Here is a 22,055-nt window from a genome sequence, read left to right as displayed (position 1 = left end):
CCTTAACCTTAGTTTGAATTATTTAGAGGTGGCTCCAGTAATTCAAAGAACTGATCCAGTTTTGGAAGGATCACGATCTCTGTTCTTCTATTTTTAGCTTTACCTTCCACTGTTTCATTTGTTGCCTTAGGTATATATTCTGAACGGCCCCCCGCAGTCATTCTAGCCGGTTGCACTCCAAATTTGATTTGCATTAGCCGTACAATTGATGTTGCTCTTTTTGCGCTTAAGTCCCAGTTATCTACCATACATTCGGTAGAAATGGGAACATTGTCGGTATGCCCCTCTACTAATATGTCCAGTTCTTTATGGTCATTCACAATCTTGGCTATCTTTCCTATTACTTCCTCGGCCCTGTCACTAATTCTGTAGCTACCAGATCTAAAAAGCATTTTATCGGAAATTGATATATAAACCACTCCTTTTTTAACTTCAATATTTATATCCTCATCATCAAAATCATCTAAAGAGCGTTTTAAATTCATAACCAGTACCAGATTGAGAGAATCTTTTTTACGCATAGATGTAGTAAGATCCTTTATATATCGGTTCTGTTCATTTAAAGCCTCAAGAGATTTTTTTATATTTTCGGCACCCGACTTACTTACCACGGCAAGATCAGATAATCGTTCTAAAAGGTTGGTATTGGTTGTTTTGAAATAATCGACTTGCTGCTCTAAATTTTTCACCTTATTACTTTTATTAGCAAGACTGGTTTCCATAACAATTAGCTCCCTTTGCTTTGATTTCAAATTATCTTCACACGCCTGAGAGCGGGTTTGCAGTTCGGTATATTTCTTCTGACTCACACAGGAGCCAAGTAATAAGCCCAAGCCTATAACTATAAATTTTAAACTTTTCATGATTAGAATATTTCAAATTTTAAAGCAGTTACATCTACAAATAACTTTACAAAAAAAGAAATATAAAATGATATATATCATACTTTAACCTGCCTGATCTTCAACTTTTTATATCATATAAAATTCTAATTTTTAGCACAGCTATGCATTCAACAAGGGTGTTTTTAAATTTTCAAGTTTCCAATTCAGAAATTTTTGAAAAATGATTTATATCATTTTTTTAACCTAAGGTCTCAAGTATCTTCGCCTAAGTATTAACCTTCAAATTAGAGATTATGTCTGTATTAAAAGTTATTGAAATACTGGGGAACTCGACAGTTAGTTTTGAAGATGCAGTTCAAAATGTGATCAATGAGGTGTCTAAAAGCGTGAAGAATATTAAATCTGTGTACATACAGGATATGCAAGTTTGTGTAGGTAATAATAAGATCAAAGAATATCGTGTAAACACAAAAGTATCTTTTGGGATATTAGACGACAATTAGTTAGTTGGGGTAGCTAACTTGGGGTGAGGTAATCCCGGTAATCTAGGTTATCGGGATTATCTTTTTTTAAAATCTAGCTATGTGTTCATTATTTAAAAATTAAGGCTCCACACTAAATTCTTCCAGAATACGTATGGCCTCTTTATCGGTCACCGGGTCGAAATCATCATAAAATTGTCCTATCGCCCTAAAATAATAAGGGGTTTGTAAGCATATAACTTCACTTACAAATGGAGAGTCTTCAAGTTTTTGTATAGCATCTGCAGGGGCAACGGGGGTTGCAATTACGATGGCTTTTGGAGATTTCTTTTGTACTAAGGCTACAGTAGCTAAAATAGTGTTCCCGGTAGCAATGCCATCATCAACAACAATTACCAGTTTATCTGTAAGATCTTGGGGTTTACTTTTCTTGTAATACTGCTTATAGCGTTCATTAAGCAGGTTTCGTATGCGTAAGGTTTCACTCTCTATATAAGAGGAAGGAATCCCTTCACTAGGTGCTAATATCCTGTTTTCCATACTTACTGCACCAATTGCATATTCCTTATTGGTAGGATGTCCTATCTTTTTGGTGAGCACCACATCCAGCGGTACATTTAATTCTCTAGCAACGATGGCTCCTAAAGGTAAACCTCCTCGTGGAATTGCCAATACCACGGCATCTTTATCTTTGAATTGTTTCAATTCTTGTGCTAATTGAAGTCCTGCATCTATTCTATCTTTAAACATCATGCTCCATTTAAGTTGTAAACCATTTTATAAACCATTTGGCAGAGAGGTGTGCTACTTTTTCCAGTTTTCCCGGTTCTTCAAATAAATGGGAAGCCTCGGGTACGATTATAAGTTCCCGTTCACACTCTAATTTACTATATGCCAACTTGTTAAGATCTATCACAAAATCGTCCCATCCCCCAACAAGAAATAAGGTGGGAGCCTTCACTTTATGCAACTCCTGCATAGCCAGGTCTGGCCTTCCCCCTCGAGAGACCACCGCACTAAGTTTATCGCCCAATACCCCGGCAGCTCTAAGTGCTGAAGCGGCCCCTGTGCTGGCGCCGAAATATCCTATTTTAAGATCTTTAGTTCTGGGATCGGTTTGTATCCACCGGGTTACTTCAATTAACCTCTTGGTTAAGAGGTCTATATCAAAGCGCCTTTCATACACCTGGTCTTCCTCTTCGGTTAGCAGGTCGAAAAGCAGGGTAGCCAAGCCGTGTTGCTGTAATATACTGCCTACATATTTATTTCTTGGGCTGTTCCTGCTACTACCGCTTCCATGGGAGAATATAATAATTCCCAAATTATTTTCAGGAATTACCAGATTTCCCTGTAAACGCACATCTTTTAAGTCAATAGAAATTGATTGATATTTTTCTTTGAACGCTGTCATCTTTTAAATCATTTATTACTGAACTTTATTTTCGTGAGATATTGATGAGAATGAATCCGTATGCCAGTGCAATGGCGACTATTGATGCAAGCCATCCAATAATTGGAATTAGGAATATAATTTGTAGCACTGCGGCAACTCCAAGGGCAATAAAAACTATAGCCCAGAAACTCCAACCTCCACCCTTTCTGTGATCCATGAAATGGGTAATAAGCAGTGCTACTACCAAATGCCCGAAGAATAGGCTAAACACATATAAGAAAAGTAGGAATAAACCAATTGGGATACCTATTACACTTACCATTAGCAGGAAGATTATTAGGGGCATCCCCAATAAATATAATGCTCCAATCCCAATGCTTTTTAACACATCTCTATTAAACAGTATAGCCACTCTTGAGAAGAAAGCCTTGAACAGCATATTGAGAAATAAGATCACCAAAAATGCTGAAAGCATATATAACACCCAAAGCACAAGTGCAGTCACTCCAAAATATTTCCATGAAAAGCCTTGCCTGTCTGCTCCCAGGTCTTCACTGTATGTAGCTTTAGAATTTATCAGAGACGATTTAAAATCTACTTCCCCTGTTTCTGTCCAATAGGCTACATCATTATAGAACTTGGCATTAGTTCCAATGTTTAGCACCTCTGCTGCTAATTTTGATTTCCCCCGTATTTCTCCGTTAAGATCTAACTCCCCTCCATATATTACAGCATCCTTGGCTACGGTACCATTCATTTTGATATTCCCACCGTACATTTTCACCATTCCCTGTACATTCCCATCCATTCTTACATCTCCTGCAAAGCAAATGAGATTACCATGAATAATACTATTTCTGGTAATCTCCACCTCACCACCAAAGATCATGAGATCATCTCCAATTTCTGTGTCTATGGTGAGAGTTCCCCCGGCAACACGCAAATCATCTCCCACCATGCCGTTAACCACAATTTCTCCTCCGGCCGCTGTAAGATCGGAAGAAATGGAATCGTTAATTTGTATGTTTCCTGCTGCTGCCACAACATCTCCGGTAACAGGAGCATTAAGAGTAACCGATTCTCCAGACAGATAGATATCGTCTTGCTGCTCCTGAGAGATCACTACATTCTCGCCAGATTCAAACTGGGCCATCATTAAAAATGGGCATAATAGGGTGTAAAGTAATATCGCTAACTTTTTCATAATACTCTGATTTTTACTTACATCATATAAAGTACCTAAGAATGAAGCATATAAATAATGACATTTATCAACTCTCAGCCTAATTTCTCGGCTTTCGATGCTTTTTTAGGAGTTAGAGGACAACCGGGAGGATATTTCGATGATTATTGAAGTTTGTATGACTTATGTCATTTTTTTTTGAAGGGATCTCATGTAATTTTAATTCACTAAGTAAGTATTTCTTTTAAACTTGTTATTATGAATGTTTACAGAACCAGGCCCAAAGGGCAGTTTATTCAGGAAGCAAATTGGAGTGAACTCTACACATTAACCAGTCATTGGAAGTCAGATCTGGAATTTTATCAGGATGACGCCCGTTTTTTACATCATCTTATAGATAAATATTTTATATGGATAACAAAAGATGAAAACTTAAAAATGGTGCAAAACCTTAAAATGAATCTGGAGAAAGTTGAAAAAACCTGCAAAGATCTACTTACCAAAGTAGCAGTTCATCACTTAAAACTTGGGAAACTTATAGAGCGTACCGATGAGAATGCACGTCTTTTCAGAATTGAACATGAACATTTAGAGGATGAAATTGCCGATTTTGTAAAAGCTTTTAGAGCTAATAGAAAGAAGGTTTTCAATATCACTACCTACATCGTAGACAGCGAAAAGCTTATCCAATTACTGGAAACCTAACACAGCCTATTAAGATTGAAGCAGGCAGCTTATAAAATGTACTAAAATGGGAGAGATAGCAACATCCAGAAGGCAAATAACCCTATTCTTTAATCCGGAATCTATAAGGGCTAAAAAAACATTGGCCCTGGCTAAGGCAGAAGGTTTGCCAATTCAGGAAGTAAATTTGCTAAAAACCACGCTTACCGGAACCCAGATTTCAGAACTTGCGGGTAAACTGAATTTAGAAGTACGAGATCTTATAAATCAACATCACCCTTCGTATCATTCCCGGTTTGAGCATCACGAATTCTCAAGTGAAGACTGGATAAAAATGATTAAACATCAGCCCCAGATAATGAAACAACCCATTGCTTTACGGGGAGACATTGCCATTTTAGTGGAGACTCCAACCGACATTATAAAGATCTAATTTTCAATACATGAAACTTCGGTCTTGCTAATTATAATTTGAATATCATGAGATTATCAAGCAAATTCAAAGCCGTTGTATTTTTCATGTTTCTTTTCTTCGGAATTTTTCTTGTTTGGTATACAGTAGAATATTCTATGGAGAAAGCCGAGGAATATGAAATAAACTCCTCTAAGCTTCCAAATAGAATATTAATAGCAACCCAGGGAAGTGAATTTAAGAATGCCCTTACCATAGAGCTCGTAAAAAAACTGAAAAATGATAGTGTATTCATTAAGGTAATAGATATTTCCTCTTTAAAGGGCACCCAGCCAGAATCTTATAATGCTATTGTGATAATACATACCTGGGAGAATAGAAAGCCTCCTAAAGCGGTTGCCGATTTTGTTGAGATAGCAGAAACTACCAAACTTGTTGTTGTAACTACATCGGGGCAGGGCGATTCTAAGATGAAAGGAATAGATGCCATTACCGGTGAATCCAGATTGGAGGATGCACCCATAGTGGTTGAAAAGATAAAACTGAAGCTTGAAAAAATTCAAGGTAAACTTCCCTAGTATTTAACTAAAAAATTAAACGTCATGAAAAAGATCCTACTAATTTTAAGTCTGTTTTTTCTAGCTTCTTGCTCTTCTACACAATTTGTAGATAGCTGGAAAAATGAAGAAATGCCTGCCTTTAAACCCCAAAAAATGCTGGTATTAGGGATAACTCAAAACCTTACCGCCAGGAAAATTTTCGAAGAGCATTTGAAAAAGGAATTTCTAAAACGTAACATTAATACCTATGAAGGTTCCACGGTAATAGATGCCTCTTTTACAGGTTCAGAAAAAAGTGAACAGGAAATTAATGAGATGATATCCGGCTTAAGCAAAAAAGGTTTTGATGCCATTGTATTAACCGCTGTTAAAGGGGTACAGGAAGAAAGGAATTACGATCCCGGATATTATACGGTAGGTTATAGATGGACTAGGTTTGGAAGGTACTATTACAGATATCAGGATATTTATTACAACCCTGCTTATTACAATGAATATAAGGTGTACCATGTAGAAACTTCCATTTATACCCTAGAGCAGGATGACGATAAATCCCTTGTTTGGGTTGGAGCCTTTAATATTGTGAATCCTGAAAATATTTCAAACTCAGTAAAAGATTATGTGCAGGCCATAATAAAGAAATTGGAAACCGACGGAGTGATCTCCAAAGCTCTATAAAAAAAGGTATAACAAAACATAACCTGCATTTCCTTAAAAATGCAGGTTATTAGTTAATAGAATATATGATTGTAGATCATATCTTTCAAGCGTTTGGGCAGTTCATCCCTAATATCTTCTAATTCTCCCCGGGACACATAACTTCGTAAAAAGTGAAAAGTGGCATGAATATATTGTTCTGCATTTTCATCCGATTCAAAATCGTATACCGATGTGGTTCCATCTAAGGTCCTAACCAGATCTATGAATTGCGGCATATTTTTGATCTTATACTTTTTCATTTTTGTAGACCACCCATTCACATATACCGCCTTTAAGAACATTGGAAGCTGGGCAATAAATTGCAGGGATTCTTCTACAGTAATTATTTCTCGCAACCCATGGAAAATAGCGGTTAAAATTCTACCTGCCTTATCTCTATCATCGGGTATTTCCAACTTCTTGGCATATTCCTTTAAAAAGCGATTACCCTCGGCCGAATATTGTTTAAAATTAAGAGCCATAATTATAATTTTATATGTTGAGTTCTTAGTATTCTTGAGATCCTACCATTAAACCTCCCTATTTCTTCTAATACATTGTGATTTTTATTGCGTTCCATAATAAGCCTGGCCATTAGATAACAAATAGTAGATTCGGCTCCCTGATTAAGGTTGACATTTTCTTTCTCCAGACCGTCATTGCAACCGCCTGTAAGCGGATTGTATATAATTTGTTGGAGATGATTTTCCCCTAGAAACCAGTCGAAGGCTTTTTCCATCATGATCTTATAGGTGGGAATGCCAAAGGTTTTATAAAATATTTCCAGGCTTTGAATAGTATAGGAAACATCAATAGGTTGCTCTCCAAATCTCTTGGCTTCTACATCCTTTTGATGCCAGCCCTGGTTTGAAATCACTCTAAACTGTGCGTCAACAAACATTTTTGATAATAAGAAATCGAAAGATTCTAAAGCCACTGTTTTGTAACTCTCCTTTCCGGTTGCCAGATAAGCGTATAGCATAGCTTCTGGTAAAATGCTGTTAGCATAGGTCATATATTCTTCAAACCATTTCCAGTCTTTTTCCTTAACCAGATCATATTGGGTTATCAAATTTTTAGCTAAAGCTTCAATTTCTTCTTTAATATATCTTTCCGGTTGAGATTTTTGATAAAAATACAATCCCTTTATTGTAAACCCAATAGCCCTTGGAGACATTATACCAGGCAACCAACTGCGGCAGCTCTCAAAACATTTTAATGCCCTGTTTTGAATAGCTATAGGCAGAATATCCATGATTGAAATAGTAACTCCAAGTGCCCATAGTGCTCGGGTATTAGAATCTTCAAGATTTACATAGCCATTTTTAATATGTACTTCATCGTGAAGATCTATATAATTCACAAAATTGCCCTGTTTGGTTTGGCAGCGCTCAATAAAATTCAAATAAATGTCTATATACTTCAGGTCTTCTTCACTTCTGTATAACTCATAATGCATGCAAAAGGTAATGAGTGCTCGGGCATTATCGTCTAACGTATAACCCGAAGTAATATCGGGAATACATATGTTAGAAAACTGAATAACTCCTCTGGAAGTTGTCATTTTCTTCAGGTGATCCATTTTTACCGCTGGATAATCGTAAGTAAGATTTCCAGAGAGGTAAACATGTTTATTATATATTTTCACATGTTTAATGGCCGAGTTTTCCCATGCCGATTCTCTGGTCTTTTGAAATGCATTAATACTCATTCGTTCTCTTTGCGAGGTGTTAAACAAGAGTTTTATAGTTGCATTTGCAATTGCCTGGAAATCTTCGATCTCTACTAGAACTCCAAGTTCTTTATTTAATATTTCACGAGTATGAGGTATTGAAGTTGCTATAATGCTACAGCCACAGCTCATGGCATACGAAAAAGTACCGCTTACCGCCTGGTTTGGATCTTTTGAAGTAAACAAATAGATGTCGGTTGCTTGCAGTAATTTCAGCAGTTCAGGGAGAGCCAAATACTTATCTATAAAGATTACATGATCCTCTATAGAAAGTTCTTCCACAAGGCGTAATAAGTATTCTCTGTATTCATCTTTATTATTCCTTATATTATTAGGATGTGTTTTTCCTATAACTAAATACAGCACATTGGGAAACTGAGCTATTATTTTAGGCATGGCCTTTAAACCTGTTTCAATACTCTTCCCTTCACCTAAAAGTCCGAAGGTGGAAAGCAACATCCTATTTCCAAAACCCAGGCTACGTTTAATCGTTGTTTTTTCATTCCATTTTACAAGATGTGTCCCATGAGGAATGCATGTTAAAAGCTCCTGGTTTATAGCATATTCTTCCATGAGGATCTTAACCGATTGTTGTGTCATCACAAAAATACCGGAAGCAAAAGCAGCGAGAGTTTGAACCAGCTTTTTTAATTCCTCATTTGGGTTAGGAAGCACTGTATGAAATGTGAAGAGTATAGGCTTATTCACTCTGCTTAAAAATTCTAATAAGTAATTTCCATTAGTACCCCCAAACAATCCAAATTCATGTTGAATATGAATAATATTGATACTATTATCCCGGTTCACCTGCGCGGCTAACCGGACATAATCTGCCTTAATTTTGGGATTGAGGCTATATGCACTCTGCGAGGCTTGCCCACCATCATTAAGCTCGCATCTCTCACATATAAAAGTTTGATTGAATTTCCCTGAAATAGCCCGTATAAGATCGGTGGTGTAGGTTGCAATCCCGCAGGCTACCGGTGGAAAACTCGAAATATATAATATCTTAGATCTTAAAGCAGGCCTTTTCATATCATTCATTCTTTAATTCATTCAACAATGTTTTTAATTTAATGGAAGCCACCGCAATCCTGCAATCTGCAGCTCCATAATAGATATATAGATCTTCCCCAAACTGTGCGGTACCGGTAGGGAATACTACATTATTTACTATTCCTTCCTTTTCCCAAGAGAAGGTTGGAGAAAAGAGCGGTTCTTTTAGGCGGCCCAATACTTTGGTGGGATCTTCCTTATCTAATAGAGCTGCAGAGGCATGATAAATAAGTCCCTCTTTAGTGTTTTCGGCAGTATGGTATATTATTATCCACCCCTCTTCAGTTTCAATAGGAGGGCATCCTGCACCAATGTGACTGCATTCAAAACTATATTTAGGCAATAGCACTATAAAATCACTTAAATTAAGCACATACTCCTTCCAAAATTCAGGTGTTAACTCTTCCTTTTTATTGAAATAGAATACCTGTATAGAAGGGTATAACCTATGTAAAGCTGCAATTTTGCCTTTAATCTTTTTTGGGAAGAATACCAGATTCTTATCCCATACATAGGGGATGCCTTTCATCATCTCCCCCAATTTATACCTTACAAACAGATCGTAGAACAACAGATGCTTTTCACTTATCTTTTCAAAGTTCTCTCTTATCAATTTGGAATACTCATCAAATGTGAATTTAGGAGTGATAACTCCTTGTCTTTCAAATTTTTTTAGATCTGTGGAAGTGGCATAGGCACCAAATACATTTACCCCATCGAAGGCGGTATAGCTAAGGTAAAAAGTGTCTTCAATCTGAGTAATTCTCGGGTCTTCTGTGCCCTTGAACTCATAGCTTTTTTCCGGATAGAAAACCGGGGTTTTATTACGCTGCACCACATTAAGTGGCCCGTACATCAGACAATATCCAATAGTGGAAAAATTTCCCTCTCTTACAGCCCTATAAAACAAATGGACCTCATCTCCTACTTTTATTACTGCCGGATTAAAAACCCCTTCATTCTCAAAACTGTTATCGGTTCTTTCCAGTATTATGCCGTGCTTCACAATATTTTCAGACATCTCTTACAGTTTTAAAGTTCCATTCCTCAGTTTTAAGAAGGTTTTCTATCCAATATTTCTATTTGCTATTCTGCATTTTTCGTTGCCGCATCATTTGCATACAGTTCTGCATACCTTCATCGGTCATTATCCCCTGTTCTATCATAATACTCATCATATTCTTCATAGCGGTAGTATCTTTAGCCATCATGCCCATCATATTTCTGAACATGGGCCTGTTTTTCATGAATTGTTTCATCCCATTTTTCTGCATAAGATCTTCCATTAATTTTGGGTCTTTTCTTAGCAAAGCCATGGCTTCTTCATTCTGTCTAACATCAAATATGAATTCCGACATTAGATCTTTATCCTCAATGATCTTTTCAAATAGGGATGCCCTTAATTCGACGTCGCCTAATATATGATCCATCCTTTGCGGTTGGTTACAGGAGATAAATGACACCAACAGCATCATAGTTAAAAGTGCTTTAAAATGTTTCATAATAATTTGATTTTAAGTTCCTTAAATCTCACATAAATGTAATTTTCAAAAAGCTGCCATCATATGACATATGTCATATTTAAATTTTTAACAGCCTCCTACTTTTGGAAGTATAATAATTAACCGTAAGCATTAATTTAAACCACCTCGTCATGAAAAAAATTTTAGTTCCCGTAGATTTCTCTAACTATTCTGAATATGCTTTAGAAATAGCAGCTCAAATTGCCCGAGAAAAAGATGCAGAGATAGTTGTGCTACACATGATGGGGTTAACCGACACCAGTTTAAAAATAGAAGAAAGCAGAAAGGTTTTTGAAGCTATTTATCACCTAAAACTTACCGAAACCAGGTTTAGAGAATTCTTAGACAAAGAATACCTCAAAGGCCTAAAGGTTACAGATACCGTACAGAATTATAAGATATTTAGTGAACTGGACCAGGTAGCAGAAGAACTTGGGGTAGACCTGATTGTTATGGGTTCCCACGGCAGCAGCGGCTTAAAAGAAGTTTTTGTAGGTTCTAATACCGAGAAGGTGGTGCGAACCTCCCGAGTTCCGGTCTTGGTAGTAAAACATCGAAACCCTAATTTCAAGATGGAAAAAGTAGTTTTTGCCTGCGATTTTAATTTAGACCTGATAGCACCCTTTAAAAAAGCATTAGATTTCTTTAATTCCTTTGGAAGTGAGGTGCAATTGCTATTTGTAAATCTTCCTGAAAAATTTATGAGCACTCAGGAAATGGAAGCCCAGGCCAATAAATTTATGAATGAGGCAGAAATCTATGATGTCGAACTTTTTCAAAATATTGTGCACTATAACGACTATACGCTGGAAGACGGAATTTACAGCTTTAGCAATAGTTATAATGCCGATGTTATTGCGCTTCCAACCCATGGCCGAAGAGGACTTGCCCATTTCTTCTCTTTAAATGTAGGAGAAGCCATTGTAAACCATACCGATCTTCCTATAATTACTTTTAAAATGTAGCTATTAAACCATCAGATTAGTTATAGCCTGCTTTTTATAAGCAGGCTAAATTTATTATGCTAACGTGTTTAGAGCAATTTCCATCATTTTTCCAAAAGTACTTTCCCGCTCTGATGCTGAGGTTTTTTCTTTTGTTACTAAAGAATCTGATACCGTAAGAATAGCCAAAGCTTTCACATTAAATTTTGCTGCTATGGTGTATAGGCCAGCAGCTTCCATCTCTACGCATAGTACTCCAAATTCTGCCCACTTCTTATAACTTTCAAAATCATCCTCATAAAATTCATCAGAAGAAAGAACATTCCCGGCTTTTATAGGGATTTGATGCTCTTTGGCATAAGAAACCGCTTTCATGAAAAGCTCAAAATTTGCAGTAGGTGCATAATCGGCATTGATAAATCTGGAATTATTGATCCCCGATGTTGAGGAAGCAGACATAGCAATTACAATATCTCTTAATTTAACATCTGGCTGGTAGGATCCGGTTGTTCCAACGCGAATTAAACTCTTAACTCCGTAATCGTTTATAAGTTCATGACAATAAATTAAAGCTGAAGGAATTCCCATACCGGTGCCCTGTACCGAAATACGCTTTCCTTTAAAAGTGCCGGTGTACCCAAGCATAGCGCGAACATCGTTATAACAAACCGCATCTTCTAAAAAATTCTCGGCAATCCATTTTGCACGTAAAGGATCTCCCGGCAGTAGAACAGATTCGGCGATCTCTCCTGGTTTAGCTTCTAAATGTATACTCATAATTATATTTTTATTTTATCTTAAAAAGTTTATTCTATCTTAATATTTGGTCCATATAATATTTCTTTAATACAGGACGCAGCATTTCAAAAGGTATTTTAATGGAATAGGTGCCGGTATAAGATGGGCAAATAATATAGTCATCAAAATAGAATTCTATAGAGGTGTTATCCAGCACAAAATTATTCTTGAAGTTATAAAAATCATTTCTGGAGATCTGCCAGCAGTCGTAATAGATATCTCCAGACGCGATTTTTTCAGTAAAATATTTGTTGATGATCTCTCTTAGTTCTTCTTCGGAACCTGTAATAAACACATCTTCATAATCTAAAAAACCGCCTGTAGTAAGATTAAAATTCAGGCTTCTGAAACTATAGGTTGGATGCAAGATTCCTTTATAGAAATTCTCCTGGTAAAAAAGCATGCTCACCACCTCATCGTTGACATTATAGATTTTATAATTCATGGTTCGCTTTTCGGGAAGCTTACTTGGAAGAGAATCTCTTTCTTTCACGTTTAACAATTCAGATTTTATATAATTATTGAAATTTTCATAGGCAGGTTTAAGGCTTTCATTTAAATAAGGATATTTAAAATCGAGAATAATATTCTTATCCTCTCTATACAGTGCTCTGGAAGAAATCAAACCCTGCATTTTTACGGCATCATCCTCCTTCTTTAAAAGCTCTTCTCTTTTTAATAGGAAAGACTGTTCTTTCTTAAAATCAAGAGGGGTTTCCAGAGCAGGAAAACTGTCGGTTAAAATTTCCAGGCTATCTTCATTCAAAATAACCCGGACATCATTTGGCTCGGCTTTATCACGCTTACAACCCGCCAGCACAATCACAAATAAAATAGATATAAAACTTTTCATTACAATCCTTTTGAAAGCCTATAAAACTATGGGGATTTGAATGAATAAAATATGATAATGCTCATTAGAACAAAGAAAATATGTATAAGAAACTTCCTGCATTTCTGGCAAGAAATTGATTAGATAAAACCATTGGAAATCACTATTTTAGATGGATGAAAGTTTTCGAAAAGAACAGTAATATTTTCAAACTACTTTCTGAAGCAGTTTCAGAAGGAATTATTGTTGTCAACGAAAAACAAAAGATTGTGGAGGCCAACGGTTCTGCCAATGCCATGTTTGGTTATGAACCCGGGGAATTGGTAGGAAAACATCTTAATACTTTAATCCCTGCGCAATACCATCAGGCTCATAAAAAACATATTGAAACCTTCATGCACAATAGTGGAAAGAGGCAAATGGGTCATGGCCGGGATCTCTTCGGAATTAAAAAAAATGGTACCCAGTTTCCGGTTGAAGCAGGACTCAATCCTTTCGAAATATATGGGAACAAATTGGTGATGGCTCTAGTAACCGACATCTCTGAGCGTAAGGAGAATGAAAGGAGCTATAAAATAAAGAGTGAGGCCTTACAATCTACCACTAATGGCATTATTATTACCGATGCACGACAAAAAGACAATCCTATAATTTATTTTAATCCTGCTTTTCAGGAACTCACCGGGTATAATGAGGAAGAGATATTAAACCAGAATTGCCGTTTTTTACAGGCTGATGACAGAGATCAGAAAAGTGTTGCACTCATGCGAAAAGCGGTAAGAGAAGGTAAAAGTTGCCATGTGGTGCTGCGTAACTATAGAAAAGATGGTAGTTTGTTCTGGAACGACCTGCATATTACCCCTATTAAGGACGCTAATGGAACTGTTAGTCATTATATTGGTATTCAATTAGACGTTACTAAACGTAAAGAAGCCGAAGAAGAGCTCAACCACTGGTTTCAAATATTTGATGAATCTTTAAATGAGATTTATGTTTTTGATGCCCACAGCCTAAAATTTATCAACGTAAATTATGGAGCTCAAAAAAATATAGGCTACACGTTGGAAGAGCTTAAGAAAATGACTCCATTAGATATAAAACCCAATTTCACAGAAGCTAGTTTTAGAGAAGCCATAAAACCTTTAACCAATAATGAAGTTGAAAAACTTCAGTTTGAGACTACACATACCCGAAAAGATGGTACTTCCTACCCGGTCGAAGTACACTTGCAACTATCCACCATTGGAGACAGAGAAATGCTGGTGGCTATTATTTTGGATATCACCGAACGAAAAGAATATACCGAAGAGCTTGAAAAGAAGGTAAAGGAAAGAACCCTTCAGCTCACCGAAGCTCTTAACAAAGAAAAGGAGTTGAACGATTTGAAAACCAAATTTCTTTCCCTGGTATCTCACGAATTCAAAACCCCGCTTAGCGGAATATTAACCTCTACTACCCTAGCTGGAAGATATATACATACAGAGCAACAGGAAAAAAGGGAAAAACATTATAACACCATAAAAAATAAGGTGAAATATTTGAATAATATTTTAAATGATTTTCTTTCCGTAGAAAGGCTTGAGAGCGGAAAAGTAAATTATAAATTCAACAATTTCCCCATAAGCAAGGTGATAAATGAAGTTATCTACGACGCCAACATGCTGCTTAAAAATGGTCAAAGAATAAATTACCCCGCCAATATAGATGATATTTTTATCGACTTTGATGAAAAGATATTAGAACTTATATTAACCAATCTTACCAGCAACGCAATAAAATACTCCCCGGAAGATACTACCATAGATATTAATGTCGTTAAGAAAGAAAAAGAACTTTATATTGAAGTAAAAGACCAGGGAATGGGCATTCCCGCCGAAGAACAAAAGCATATTTTCAATCGTTATTTTAGAGCCGAGAACGCATTGCTTAACCAAGGCACCGGCATTGGATTGAATATTGTGAAAAGTCATTTGGAGAATTTAGGTGGTGAAATCTCCTTTGTAAGTGCAGAAAATGAGGGGAGCACCTTTACTATTAAATTTCCTGTTTAAAATTTTTAATTATGAAGACAATTCTAATTATTGAAGATGACACTGCGTTGCGGGAGAACATCGCAGAATTGTTGGAACTTGAAAACTACAAGGTTCTTACCGCTTCCAACGGAATTACGGGAATAGAAAAGGCCAAAAGTGCGATCCCCGACCTTATTATATGCGATATAATGATGCCAGAAGTAGACGGGTACGGAGTGTTAGAGACCTTAACACAAAATGACGACACGAATAGAATTCCATTTATCTTCTTATCTGCCAAAACCGAGCATTCTGAGATCAGGAAGGGAATGAATTTGGGAGCCGATGATTATCTCACCAAACCATTTGAGGAAGAGGAATTGCTAATTGCAATTAAAAGTAGACTGGCGAAATCAGATATTATCACACAATCATTTTCGCAACACCCTCATGGAAGTGGCTATAATAAAGAGACCTTACTACTAAAAAACATCGATGAGCTTAAAAATCACTTCTACGATCATGGCGAGCTATATGATTATAAAAAGGGTGAACTCATTTATAAGGATGGAGAGCACTCCAATAAGATCTTCCTAATAATTAAAGGTGTTGTAAAATGCCATAAAATGGACGAAAATGGCAAAGAACTAATCACCGAACTCCATAAAGCCGATGATTTTTTAGGCTTTACCTCCTTTATAGATACACTGCCCTATCAGGAATCGGCCACTGCGGTAACAAAGGTACAGCTAGCCGGGATCTTGAAACAGGATGTAATGGAGGTGCTTAGTAAAAATCAACATGTATCGTTGGAATTAATAAATATTCTGGCCACCAATATTTCTGAAGTAAAGGTCCAGCTATTGCAAATGGCCTATAGTTCTGTAAGAAAGAAAACGGCACAAACAATACTTCATTTTGCTGAAACACTCAATAAAGGTGTGGAAGAAACCATAAAGATCTCCAGAAAGGATCTTGCCAGTGAGGCAGGAATTGCAACCGAGAGTTTAATTAGAACTTTATCTGGTTTCAAAAAAGAGGGTATAGTTAAAACCGAGGGGTGTACCATTAAAATTTTGAACGTTAATAAACTTCGCTCTATAGAATGATACCCTAAAACTGATTTTTATCATTATTTAAAAAGTATCACCCAAATACATTTGTATTATTACAATGTATTTTAAATGAAAAATATTCTAGTACCTACAGATTTTTCGAAAAACTCCTGGAATTCACTAATGTATTCTATGTCTTTTTTCAAAAATGTAAACTGTAAATTCCATATACTTCATGTACTTCCCCCAGAAAACACTATAAAAGGGGAGCTATTAAAAGATATAGAACAGTTGAATACCATACGTATGTCCAAAAAACAAACGGTGCAATTATGTCAAAACACCGTTTTACCAAGTTTTCCAAAACATAATTTCCTCTATTTTGAAGAACGCAATCTTCTAATTGATGCCATACGAAAACATGTTTTTGAAAAAAAAATAGATCTTATTGTCATGGGGACCAAGGGAAATTCGGGCGCCAAAGATGTTTCAGTAGGTCGAAATACCATCGATGTAATAACTAAAGTTAAATGTCCGGTTTTGGTAATCCCCGAAAAAGCAAAATATAAAAAAATAAGAAATGCCGCCTTTCCCACCGATTATAATAGTGCATTTAATAATAGAGTTATAAGCACTATTTGTGAAACCATAGATCTTCATAATGCCAGGCTTCGAATAGTACACCTTAGAAAAACAGAACGAGAATTAACAAATTTTCAGAAAGAAAATAAAAGCTTATTAAAGACATCCATCGAAAAGAAAAAAATAAGTTTCCACGACCTTAATGATAAAACCCCTACTGCAATAGGCTCTTTTGTAGTGTCTGATAACATAGACCTTATTACCATGTACGCCAAGAACCTCAACTTCTTCCAATGTTTATTTTTCACGCCTACGGTGGCATCGGCAAGCTACCATAGTGAAATTCCAATGCTGGTACTTCATGAATAGTATTTTTTACTATTAGCTGAAAGCGTTTACAAAGGCAATACCGGGAAATTGATAATTATCATAGTTTTTAATTTTTATAGCATCTAACTTCATGTTGTAGAACTTAAAAAATACTGTAATGAAAAAGAAAATTTTATTGCCAACAGATTTTTCTGACAATGCATGGAATGCTATAAAATATGCTACTGCTTTGTACAAGAATGTAGAATGCCAATTTTATGTTTTAAATGCATTTACCACTACATATTTCACTACAGATAGTATGTTAATACCCGAACCCGGGGAAAAGTTTTACGACATAGCCCAAGAGAAGTCGGAAAGATTCTTGAAAATAATGGTAGATAAGCTAAATGAGGAAAATAAAGATTATAAGCACATTTTTACTGCTGTCTCTCAATACAACTCTCCGGTAGAAGCTATAAAAGAGGTGGTAGACGAGAAAGATATAGAATTGGTGGTAATGGGGACCAAAGGGGAAACCGATTCCAAAAACACCATTTATGGCAGTATTACAGTTTCGGTGATGGAAAAAGTTAGGAACTCTCCCGTTCTCATGATTCCCGGTGACGTTACCTATAAAAAATTAAATGAGGTCGTTTTTCCTACCAGTTATAAAACTCCCTTTAAAAAGCGCGAACTCAACTTTTTGGTGGAGATCGTCAAAATAACCAAGGCACCAATTAGGATCTTTCATATAAATAAAGAAAATGCGCTCAGTGAACGTCAGATTAACAATAAATACTTACTGGAAGAATGTCTGGAAGATGTGATCTTCACTTTTCATTGGATGGATCACGAAGATGTTATAGAAGGCTTGCATGAGTTTGTTCAAAAAAGAGAAAGTGATATGATAGTTTTCATCAATAAAAAACATGCCTTTTTTGGAAGCATTTTCACCAGACCTATGGTAAAAGTCTTGGGGTATAACTCGCACATCCCTGTTTTGGTATTACACGATCTTAAAAATTAAAAATCAGATATTATGAAAAAAGTTGGAATTTGGATAGATAAGCGTAATGCACATATCCTCTCACTGGACGGTGAGGGAAATGAGCATTTTGAGACCGTACTACATGATGTAGAATCGCAAGACGTTATTAAAGCTTTTAGAGATAAAGATAAACAGGGGCCCAATGAAATTATAAAAGATAAAAAGGTGCTGGAAACCGAAAAACATGATCTTAAAAATTATCTTGATACAGTGATCCCGCATATAAGTGAGGCTGGGAAGATAGTGATATATGGCCCTGCAGAAATGCCACAAAAACTGGAAACCGAACTCAAAACTCACTATAAAGATGTATACGATAAAGTGAAAGATGTTCTTAAAGCCGATAGTATGACTCAAAATCAGTTCAAAGCTTTGGTGAAGAATTATTATAATATGTAACTACCAACCTTTTATCGAGAGGAAGGACATTCAATTTTATATACTTCTTATTGTAACAATTGTTACAATAAATTCAACTCGCTCGTCTTAAGTTTGCAGGAAAGCTTTTCTAACTAACTCTTAAAATATACTCTTTTAAGTAAATGAAGAGCCTTGTTTTACATGTATAACAGGAGTCTTCCCAAAGCCTATACTTAGTACTTAGCGATATGAACACTTTTAAACAATTGATAAAAGCTCTCTTTTACTTATTTAGTTTAAGTCTGGCATTTTTTGTTATTCTCTTTATCGCATTGTTTATATATAACAATAACCCCTCTTTATTTAAAAAAGAAGAAATTGCTGCTGCACAGTGGATGCCCAAAGATATTGAAGCCGCTTTAGAAAATAAATCTATGACCAAAGAGGTGGAATATGGTTACAGGTTAGTGGCACAATCCCCTGAATATATGGGACCCACTGCCACCGATCCTGCTATGCATTTAACAGGAAACAATTTAGCCTGTGTTAACTGTCATCTCGAAAATGGTACTAAACCGGGTTCTGCATCCTGGGTAGGTGTAACCAATAGATTTCCACAATTTTCAGGAAGATCTAATAAAGAAGGAAGTATAGAAGATAGGATAAATGGCTGTATGGAACGGAGTATGAATGGAAAAAAACTTCCAAAGGAATCGGATGCCATGAAAGCCATTGTAGCCTATATGGAATGGCTAAGCGAAGACGTACCTGAAGAAAGAGAAGCAGAATTTAAAGGTTTCCCACCGATTAAAATTCCGGAAATAGCAGTAGATCTTGAAAAAGGGAGATCTTTATATACCATAGAATGCCAGGTATGTCACGGGGAAAATGGACAGGGAGTACGACTTGCCGATACCACCAAAGGTTATCAATATCCTCCTTTGTGGGGAGAAGACAGTTATAATCATGGAGCAGGAATGCATAGAGTAATTACTGCGGCAGAATTTATAAAGGGAAATATGCCATTTGGACAAGCCACCAGAGAAAACCCTAAACTAACCGATGAGGAAGCTTATCATTTGGCGGGATACATAAATAGCTTTAGCCGACCTATCAAACCCGGGACGGAAAAGGATTATCCCGACCTTAAGCTTAAACCTGTTTCTACGCCTTACGGCCCTTGGGCTGATGATTTTAGTGAAAGCCAACATAAATTTGGTCCATATCAACCAATCATCGAATTTTACAAAGAAAAATACGACCTAACCAAAACCAAATGAGTTTAAAGCAACTTCTTTACTCCTTCCTTTTTATATGTTCCTCTCAAGTTTCTTATAGCCAAAATGATACAGATACGTTAAAGAAGCACGATCTCTCCGGAGCATGGAGAACCTATTTTATGAATACGGCAAACAACGGCAATTTAAAAGATTTCACTGCTTTGGCCACGGGAGGAAATATAAAATATGAATTTGCTCTCAACAAAAATCTCAGCTTCGGCATTGCCGGGTACACCTCTATCAATTTGGGTATTCAAGATCTGGAAATTGCAGATGCAGCTACAAATAAATTAAGCCGATATGAAGAAGGACTTTTTGATAGAACCAATCTTGATCATAAATTTCTATTCTTATTAGGTGAATTATATGTAAACTATAAATTTCGTAAACAGGAGATCAATCTGGGAAGAATGAAATTAAATTCGCCTTTCGTAAACGGACAGGACGGAAGAATGATTCCCACCTTAGTACAAGGAGTTTGGTACAAGAATGCTGAAAATAAGGATATAAAATTACAAGCAGGAATTATAAATGAAATTGCCCCTAGGTCTACAGGTGAATTTTATAAGCTTGGAGAAAGTATAGGAACCTATGCCGTAGGCCGTAATCCTGATGAAAGCAATAGTGGCTATGCTGGGAACACTCATAGCAACTATATGGCAATTGCCAATACTAATGTTTCATTTTCAAAATCTATTAAGGCAGAAATGTGGAATTATTTTACTCATAATATATCCAACACCTTTTATATAAAACCTGCTTATAATATTACCCGATCCTCAAAACTTGAGCTAGAATGGTTACATCAAAACCGAGTGGGAGATGGCGGTAATAAAATAGATTCTTTAAGATATTTTTCCAACTCGACCGCCGATATCCTGGGTATTAAATTACAACAGGAATTTCCAATAGCTACTGTTTCCCTCTCTTACAATCGAATTTTTAGTAATGGACGCTTTCTTTTTCCCCGGGAATGGGGAAGGGAATTCCTGTTTAGCTTTCAAAAGAGAGAGCGCAGTGAAGGTTCTGCCAATAATCATGCACTTGTAATGTATATAGATAAAACGGTTGTTTTGGGAAAAACCTCTAATCTAAAATCTATTTTAAGTGTAGGACATCATTGGAAAGCATCGGTCTTGAACCCTGAAGATAATAAATATGCTTTTCCAGATTACAAACAAATCAACTTAGACCTTTTCTTCAATTCAACAAAATTGAAGAATTTGAAACCCGAATTATTATTGGTAAGTAAATTTTCTAATGGAGATATTCCAGATAATCCCAATTTCATTATAAACAAAGTAGACCTGTTTCATGTGGATTTCATCTTAAACTATTATTTCTAAGAAGCTTAAATTTTTATTCTGTATTGCTATCCATAAACTCTATAATCTCATCATAACGTTTATTCCAAGGCCATAAGTATTGGGTGATCATAGGAATATGTTTTTTATTTACTCGTTGAATACTGGCCTCGGGCTGATACTTCTGAAGTTCCCATAAAAAATCCATATTCCCTTGTTTTATTGCAGGATAGGTCTTTTTTCCAACATACATCATTATGGGTGGAGTATCTTCATTTAGAAAATAGATAGGTGACGCCTGTTTCCAATTTTTAGGATCGGCACTCCAGGTGTCGAGATAATTTTCATTACTGGTGGGCGGATTCTTCTGCAAATACTTATACATATCTAAGGCCCCGGCATCGTTCAAAATAATTCCTGCTACAGTATTGGGAGCAATTCCATATTTTGGATTCACAATTGCCAAACTCACTAGATGGGCTCCGGCAGAATGTCCCGTTACAAATAGTGTTTCAGCTTTCTTATTATAATTTTCAATATTTCTCTTGGTCCATTTTATAGCATCAGCTACCTCTTGGGTCATCTCTTCATAACTGGCATTGGGACTCAATGTATAATCAATTATCACACAGGTAATCCCCTTTCGGGCAAAATTCCTTCCAAAAAAATTGTACCAATTCTTGCTACCACTGTTCCAATTTCCTCCATGCACAAATAGCAGGACCGATGACTTCTTATTATCGGGATCTTTGGGAGAAAAGATATTTAATGTAGGTTGCTCTTTAGAGGAATTAGGATTTTCGAGATAAGGGATATCCTTATATTTTTTTACAGCACAACTACTTAAAAGTACACTGATAATAACAAAAATGTAAAAAAACTTTTTTCCCATTTTTACAACTAAGATACATGAAATGAGATTTTTACAAAAAACCTATATAAATATTAAGAAACAACTT

At 36.1% G+C, this 22,055-nt stretch carries 24 protein-coding genes; 13 read left to right on the top strand and 11 right to left on the bottom strand.

Going from position 1 to position 22,055, the window contains the following annotated elements; genetic code table 11:
* Window positions 1-8: 8 nt before the first annotated feature.
* A complete protein-coding gene (locus L1I30_RS05610; protein ID WP_236133283.1) occupies window positions 9-863 on the bottom strand; it encodes an OmpA/MotB family protein in 855 nt (284 codons plus the stop codon).
* A 275-nt stretch (window positions 864-1,138) separates the two neighbouring features.
* Between L1I30_RS05610 and L1I30_RS05605 the strand changes: the two genes are divergently transcribed.
* On the top strand, window positions 1,139-1,348 hold the full coding sequence (locus L1I30_RS05605; protein ID WP_236133282.1) for a dodecin family protein: 210 nt from the start codon (window positions 1,139-1,141) through the stop codon (window positions 1,346-1,348).
* Window positions 1,349-1,447: 99 nt separating this feature from the next.
* On the opposite strand, the gene L1I30_RS05600 is transcribed toward L1I30_RS05605, so the two are convergent.
* Genes L1I30_RS05600 through L1I30_RS05590 form a run of 3 tightly spaced genes read right to left on the bottom strand, consistent with a single transcriptional unit; the run spans window position 1,448 to window position 3,924 of the window.
* A complete protein-coding gene (locus tag L1I30_RS05600; protein ID WP_236133281.1) occupies window positions 1,448-2,080 on the bottom strand; it encodes a phosphoribosyltransferase in 633 nt (210 codons plus the stop codon).
* A gap of 7 nt (window positions 2,081-2,087) precedes the next feature.
* Window positions 2,088-2,738 (bottom strand): dienelactone hydrolase family protein, encoded by a 651-nt coding sequence (locus tag L1I30_RS05595; protein WP_236133280.1) that lies wholly within the window; start codon window positions 2,736-2,738, stop codon window positions 2,088-2,090.
* 25 nt (window positions 2,739-2,763) lie between these two features.
* The gene (locus L1I30_RS05590; protein WP_236133279.1) at window positions 2,764-3,924 is read right to left on the bottom strand and encodes a hypothetical protein; all 1,161 of its coding nucleotides are present in this window, start codon (window positions 3,922-3,924) and stop codon (window positions 2,764-2,766) included.
* A gap of 237 nt (window positions 3,925-4,161) precedes the next feature.
* Between L1I30_RS05590 and L1I30_RS05585 the strand changes: the two genes are divergently transcribed.
* The 4 genes from L1I30_RS05585 to L1I30_RS05570 are packed head-to-tail and all read left to right on the top strand — an operon-like array spanning window position 4,162 to window position 6,237.
* Window positions 4,162-4,608 carry a hypothetical protein gene (locus tag L1I30_RS05585; RefSeq protein ID WP_236133278.1) on the top strand — a complete coding sequence of 149 codons (447 nt, stop codon included), beginning with the start codon at window positions 4,162-4,164 and terminating at the stop codon, window positions 4,606-4,608.
* Between the two features lie 46 nt (window positions 4,609-4,654).
* Window positions 4,655-5,020, top strand: coding sequence for an arsenate reductase family protein (locus L1I30_RS05580; RefSeq protein ID WP_236133277.1), 366 nt, complete (start codon window positions 4,655-4,657; stop codon window positions 5,018-5,020).
* A 47-nt stretch (window positions 5,021-5,067) separates the two neighbouring features.
* A complete protein-coding gene (locus L1I30_RS05575; protein WP_236133276.1) occupies window positions 5,068-5,577 on the top strand; it encodes a hypothetical protein in 510 nt (169 codons plus the stop codon).
* Window positions 5,578-5,601: 24 nt separating this feature from the next.
* Window positions 5,602-6,237, top strand: a complete 636-nt coding sequence (locus L1I30_RS05570; RefSeq protein ID WP_236133275.1) for a hypothetical protein — start codon at window positions 5,602-5,604, stop codon at window positions 6,235-6,237.
* A 53-nt stretch (window positions 6,238-6,290) separates the two neighbouring features.
* On the opposite strand, the gene L1I30_RS05565 is transcribed toward L1I30_RS05570, so the two are convergent.
* From L1I30_RS05565 to L1I30_RS05550, 4 genes are read right to left on the bottom strand one after another with little or no spacing between them, the layout of a single operon-like run.
* Complete coding sequence (locus L1I30_RS05565; RefSeq protein WP_236133274.1) at window positions 6,291-6,740, bottom strand: DUF2267 domain-containing protein; 450 nt, start codon at window positions 6,738-6,740, stop codon at window positions 6,291-6,293.
* Window positions 6,741-6,742: 2 nt separating this feature from the next.
* The gene (locus L1I30_RS05560; protein WP_236133273.1) at window positions 6,743-9,025 is read right to left on the bottom strand and encodes a glycosyltransferase; all 2,283 of its coding nucleotides are present in this window, start codon (window positions 9,023-9,025) and stop codon (window positions 6,743-6,745) included.
* Between the two features lies 1 nt (window position 9,026).
* The gene (locus L1I30_RS05555) at window positions 9,027-10,067 is read right to left on the bottom strand and encodes a glycoside hydrolase family 130 protein (protein WP_236133272.1); all 1,041 of its coding nucleotides are present in this window, start codon (window positions 10,065-10,067) and stop codon (window positions 9,027-9,029) included.
* A 58-nt stretch (window positions 10,068-10,125) separates the two neighbouring features.
* A complete protein-coding gene (locus tag L1I30_RS05550) occupies window positions 10,126-10,548 on the bottom strand; it encodes a hypothetical protein (RefSeq protein ID WP_236133271.1) in 423 nt (140 codons plus the stop codon).
* A 152-nt stretch (window positions 10,549-10,700) separates the two neighbouring features.
* Here L1I30_RS05550 and L1I30_RS05545 point away from each other — a divergent pair, with 152 nt between their 5' ends.
* Window positions 10,701-11,534: a universal stress protein gene (locus L1I30_RS05545; RefSeq protein ID WP_236133270.1), complete on the top strand. Its 834-nt coding sequence runs from the start codon at window positions 10,701-10,703 to the stop codon at window positions 11,532-11,534.
* Between the two features lie 54 nt (window positions 11,535-11,588).
* Here L1I30_RS05545 and deoD read toward each other — a convergent pair whose 3' ends face one another.
* Both deoD and L1I30_RS05535 read right to left on the bottom strand, forming a co-directional pair.
* Complete coding sequence (gene deoD, locus L1I30_RS05540) at window positions 11,589-12,290, bottom strand: purine-nucleoside phosphorylase (protein WP_236133269.1); 702 nt, start codon at window positions 12,288-12,290, stop codon at window positions 11,589-11,591.
* Between the two features lie 34 nt (window positions 12,291-12,324).
* Complete coding sequence (locus tag L1I30_RS05535) at window positions 12,325-13,164, bottom strand: RsiV family protein (protein ID WP_236133268.1); 840 nt, start codon at window positions 13,162-13,164, stop codon at window positions 12,325-12,327.
* 155 nt (window positions 13,165-13,319) lie between these two features.
* On the opposite strand from L1I30_RS05535, the gene L1I30_RS05525 reads away from it, so the two are divergent.
* From L1I30_RS05525 to L1I30_RS05495, 7 genes are all read left to right on the top strand, one after another.
* Window positions 13,320-15,194, top strand: coding sequence for a sensor histidine kinase (locus L1I30_RS05525; RefSeq protein WP_262911026.1), 1,875 nt, complete (start codon window positions 13,320-13,322; stop codon window positions 15,192-15,194).
* 11 nt (window positions 15,195-15,205) lie between these two features.
* Entirely contained in the window at window positions 15,206-16,264 is a 1,059-nt protein-coding gene (locus tag L1I30_RS05520) for a response regulator (RefSeq protein WP_236133267.1), read from the top strand.
* 75 nt (window positions 16,265-16,339) lie between these two features.
* Window positions 16,340-17,161, top strand: coding sequence for a universal stress protein (locus L1I30_RS05515; RefSeq protein WP_236133266.1), 822 nt, complete (start codon window positions 16,340-16,342; stop codon window positions 17,159-17,161).
* Window positions 17,162-17,279: 118 nt separating this feature from the next.
* Complete coding sequence (locus L1I30_RS05510) at window positions 17,280-18,131, top strand: universal stress protein (RefSeq protein ID WP_236133265.1); 852 nt, start codon at window positions 17,280-17,282, stop codon at window positions 18,129-18,131.
* 12 nt (window positions 18,132-18,143) lie between these two features.
* Window positions 18,144-18,551 carry a hypothetical protein gene (locus L1I30_RS05505; RefSeq protein WP_236133264.1) on the top strand — a complete coding sequence of 136 codons (408 nt, stop codon included), beginning with the start codon at window positions 18,144-18,146 and terminating at the stop codon, window positions 18,549-18,551.
* A 209-nt stretch (window positions 18,552-18,760) separates the two neighbouring features.
* Window positions 18,761-19,792, top strand: coding sequence for a c-type cytochrome (locus L1I30_RS05500; RefSeq protein ID WP_236133263.1), 1,032 nt, complete (start codon window positions 18,761-18,763; stop codon window positions 19,790-19,792).
* Entirely contained in the window at window positions 19,789-21,138 is a 1,350-nt protein-coding gene (locus L1I30_RS05495; protein WP_236133262.1) for an OprD family outer membrane porin, read from the top strand. Before L1I30_RS05500 ends, L1I30_RS05495 begins: the two co-directional genes overlap by 4 nt.
* Window positions 21,139-21,151: 13 nt before the next feature.
* Here L1I30_RS05495 and L1I30_RS05490 read toward each other — a convergent pair whose 3' ends face one another.
* On the bottom strand, window positions 21,152-21,988 hold the full coding sequence (locus L1I30_RS05490; protein ID WP_236133261.1) for an alpha/beta hydrolase: 837 nt from the start codon (window positions 21,986-21,988) through the stop codon (window positions 21,152-21,154).
* Window positions 21,989-22,055: the final 67 nt, after the last annotated feature.

This window comes from Gillisia lutea (genome assembly GCF_021568705.1).
GTDB classification, from domain to species: Bacteria; Bacteroidota; Bacteroidia; order Flavobacteriales; family Flavobacteriaceae; genus Gillisia; species Gillisia lutea.
The sequence above is the reverse complement of the archived record's forward strand: the minus strand, read 5'-3'. Positions and strand labels throughout refer to the sequence as shown.

What these genes read in the sequence shown, in the direction of transcription:
- L1I30_RS05610 (WP_236133283.1), bottom strand. Translation starts at nt 863, where the DNA reads ATGAAAAGTTTAAAATTTATAGTTATAGGCTTGGGCTTATTACTTGGC.
- L1I30_RS05605 (WP_236133282.1), top strand. Translation starts at nt 1,139, where the DNA reads ATGTCTGTATTAAAAGTTATTGAAATACTGGGGAACTCGACAGTTAGT.
- L1I30_RS05600 (WP_236133281.1), bottom strand. Translation starts at nt 2,080, where the DNA reads ATGATGTTTAAAGATAGAATAGATGCAGGACTTCAATTAGCACAAGAA.
- L1I30_RS05595 (WP_236133280.1), bottom strand. Translation starts at nt 2,738, where the DNA reads ATGACAGCGTTCAAAGAAAAATATCAATCAATTTCTATTGACTTAAAA.
- L1I30_RS05590 (WP_236133279.1), bottom strand. Translation starts at nt 3,924, where the DNA reads ATGAAAAAGTTAGCGATATTACTTTACACCCTATTATGCCCATTTTTA.
- L1I30_RS05585 (WP_236133278.1), top strand. Translation starts at nt 4,162, where the DNA reads ATGAATGTTTACAGAACCAGGCCCAAAGGGCAGTTTATTCAGGAAGCA.
- L1I30_RS05580 (WP_236133277.1), top strand. Translation starts at nt 4,655, where the DNA reads ATGGGAGAGATAGCAACATCCAGAAGGCAAATAACCCTATTCTTTAAT.
- L1I30_RS05575 (WP_236133276.1), top strand. Translation starts at nt 5,068, where the DNA reads ATGAGATTATCAAGCAAATTCAAAGCCGTTGTATTTTTCATGTTTCTT.
- L1I30_RS05570 (WP_236133275.1), top strand. Translation starts at nt 5,602, where the DNA reads ATGAAAAAGATCCTACTAATTTTAAGTCTGTTTTTTCTAGCTTCTTGC.
- L1I30_RS05565 (WP_236133274.1), bottom strand. Translation starts at nt 6,740, where the DNA reads ATGGCTCTTAATTTTAAACAATATTCGGCCGAGGGTAATCGCTTTTTA.
- L1I30_RS05560 (WP_236133273.1), bottom strand. Translation starts at nt 9,025, where the DNA reads ATGAAAAGGCCTGCTTTAAGATCTAAGATATTATATATTTCGAGTTTT.
- L1I30_RS05555 (WP_236133272.1), bottom strand. Translation starts at nt 10,067, where the DNA reads ATGTCTGAAAATATTGTGAAGCACGGCATAATACTGGAAAGAACCGAT.
- L1I30_RS05550 (WP_236133271.1), bottom strand. Translation starts at nt 10,548, where the DNA reads ATGAAACATTTTAAAGCACTTTTAACTATGATGCTGTTGGTGTCATTT.
- L1I30_RS05545 (WP_236133270.1), top strand. Translation starts at nt 10,701, where the DNA reads ATGAAAAAAATTTTAGTTCCCGTAGATTTCTCTAACTATTCTGAATAT.
- deoD (WP_236133269.1), bottom strand. Translation starts at nt 12,290, where the DNA reads ATGAGTATACATTTAGAAGCTAAACCAGGAGAGATCGCCGAATCTGTT.
- L1I30_RS05535 (WP_236133268.1), bottom strand. Translation starts at nt 13,164, where the DNA reads ATGAAAAGTTTTATATCTATTTTATTTGTGATTGTGCTGGCGGGTTGT.
- L1I30_RS05525 (WP_262911026.1), top strand. Translation starts at nt 13,320, where the DNA reads ATGAAAGTTTTCGAAAAGAACAGTAATATTTTCAAACTACTTTCTGAA.
- L1I30_RS05520 (WP_236133267.1), top strand. Translation starts at nt 15,206, where the DNA reads ATGAAGACAATTCTAATTATTGAAGATGACACTGCGTTGCGGGAGAAC.
- L1I30_RS05515 (WP_236133266.1), top strand. Translation starts at nt 16,340, where the DNA reads ATGAAAAATATTCTAGTACCTACAGATTTTTCGAAAAACTCCTGGAAT.
- L1I30_RS05510 (WP_236133265.1), top strand. Translation starts at nt 17,280, where the DNA reads ATGAAAAAGAAAATTTTATTGCCAACAGATTTTTCTGACAATGCATGG.
- L1I30_RS05505 (WP_236133264.1), top strand. Translation starts at nt 18,144, where the DNA reads ATGAAAAAAGTTGGAATTTGGATAGATAAGCGTAATGCACATATCCTC.
- L1I30_RS05500 (WP_236133263.1), top strand. Translation starts at nt 18,761, where the DNA reads ATGAACACTTTTAAACAATTGATAAAAGCTCTCTTTTACTTATTTAGT.
- L1I30_RS05495 (WP_236133262.1), top strand. Translation starts at nt 19,789, where the DNA reads ATGAGTTTAAAGCAACTTCTTTACTCCTTCCTTTTTATATGTTCCTCT.
- L1I30_RS05490 (WP_236133261.1), bottom strand. Translation starts at nt 21,988, where the DNA reads ATGGGAAAAAAGTTTTTTTACATTTTTGTTATTATCAGTGTACTTTTA.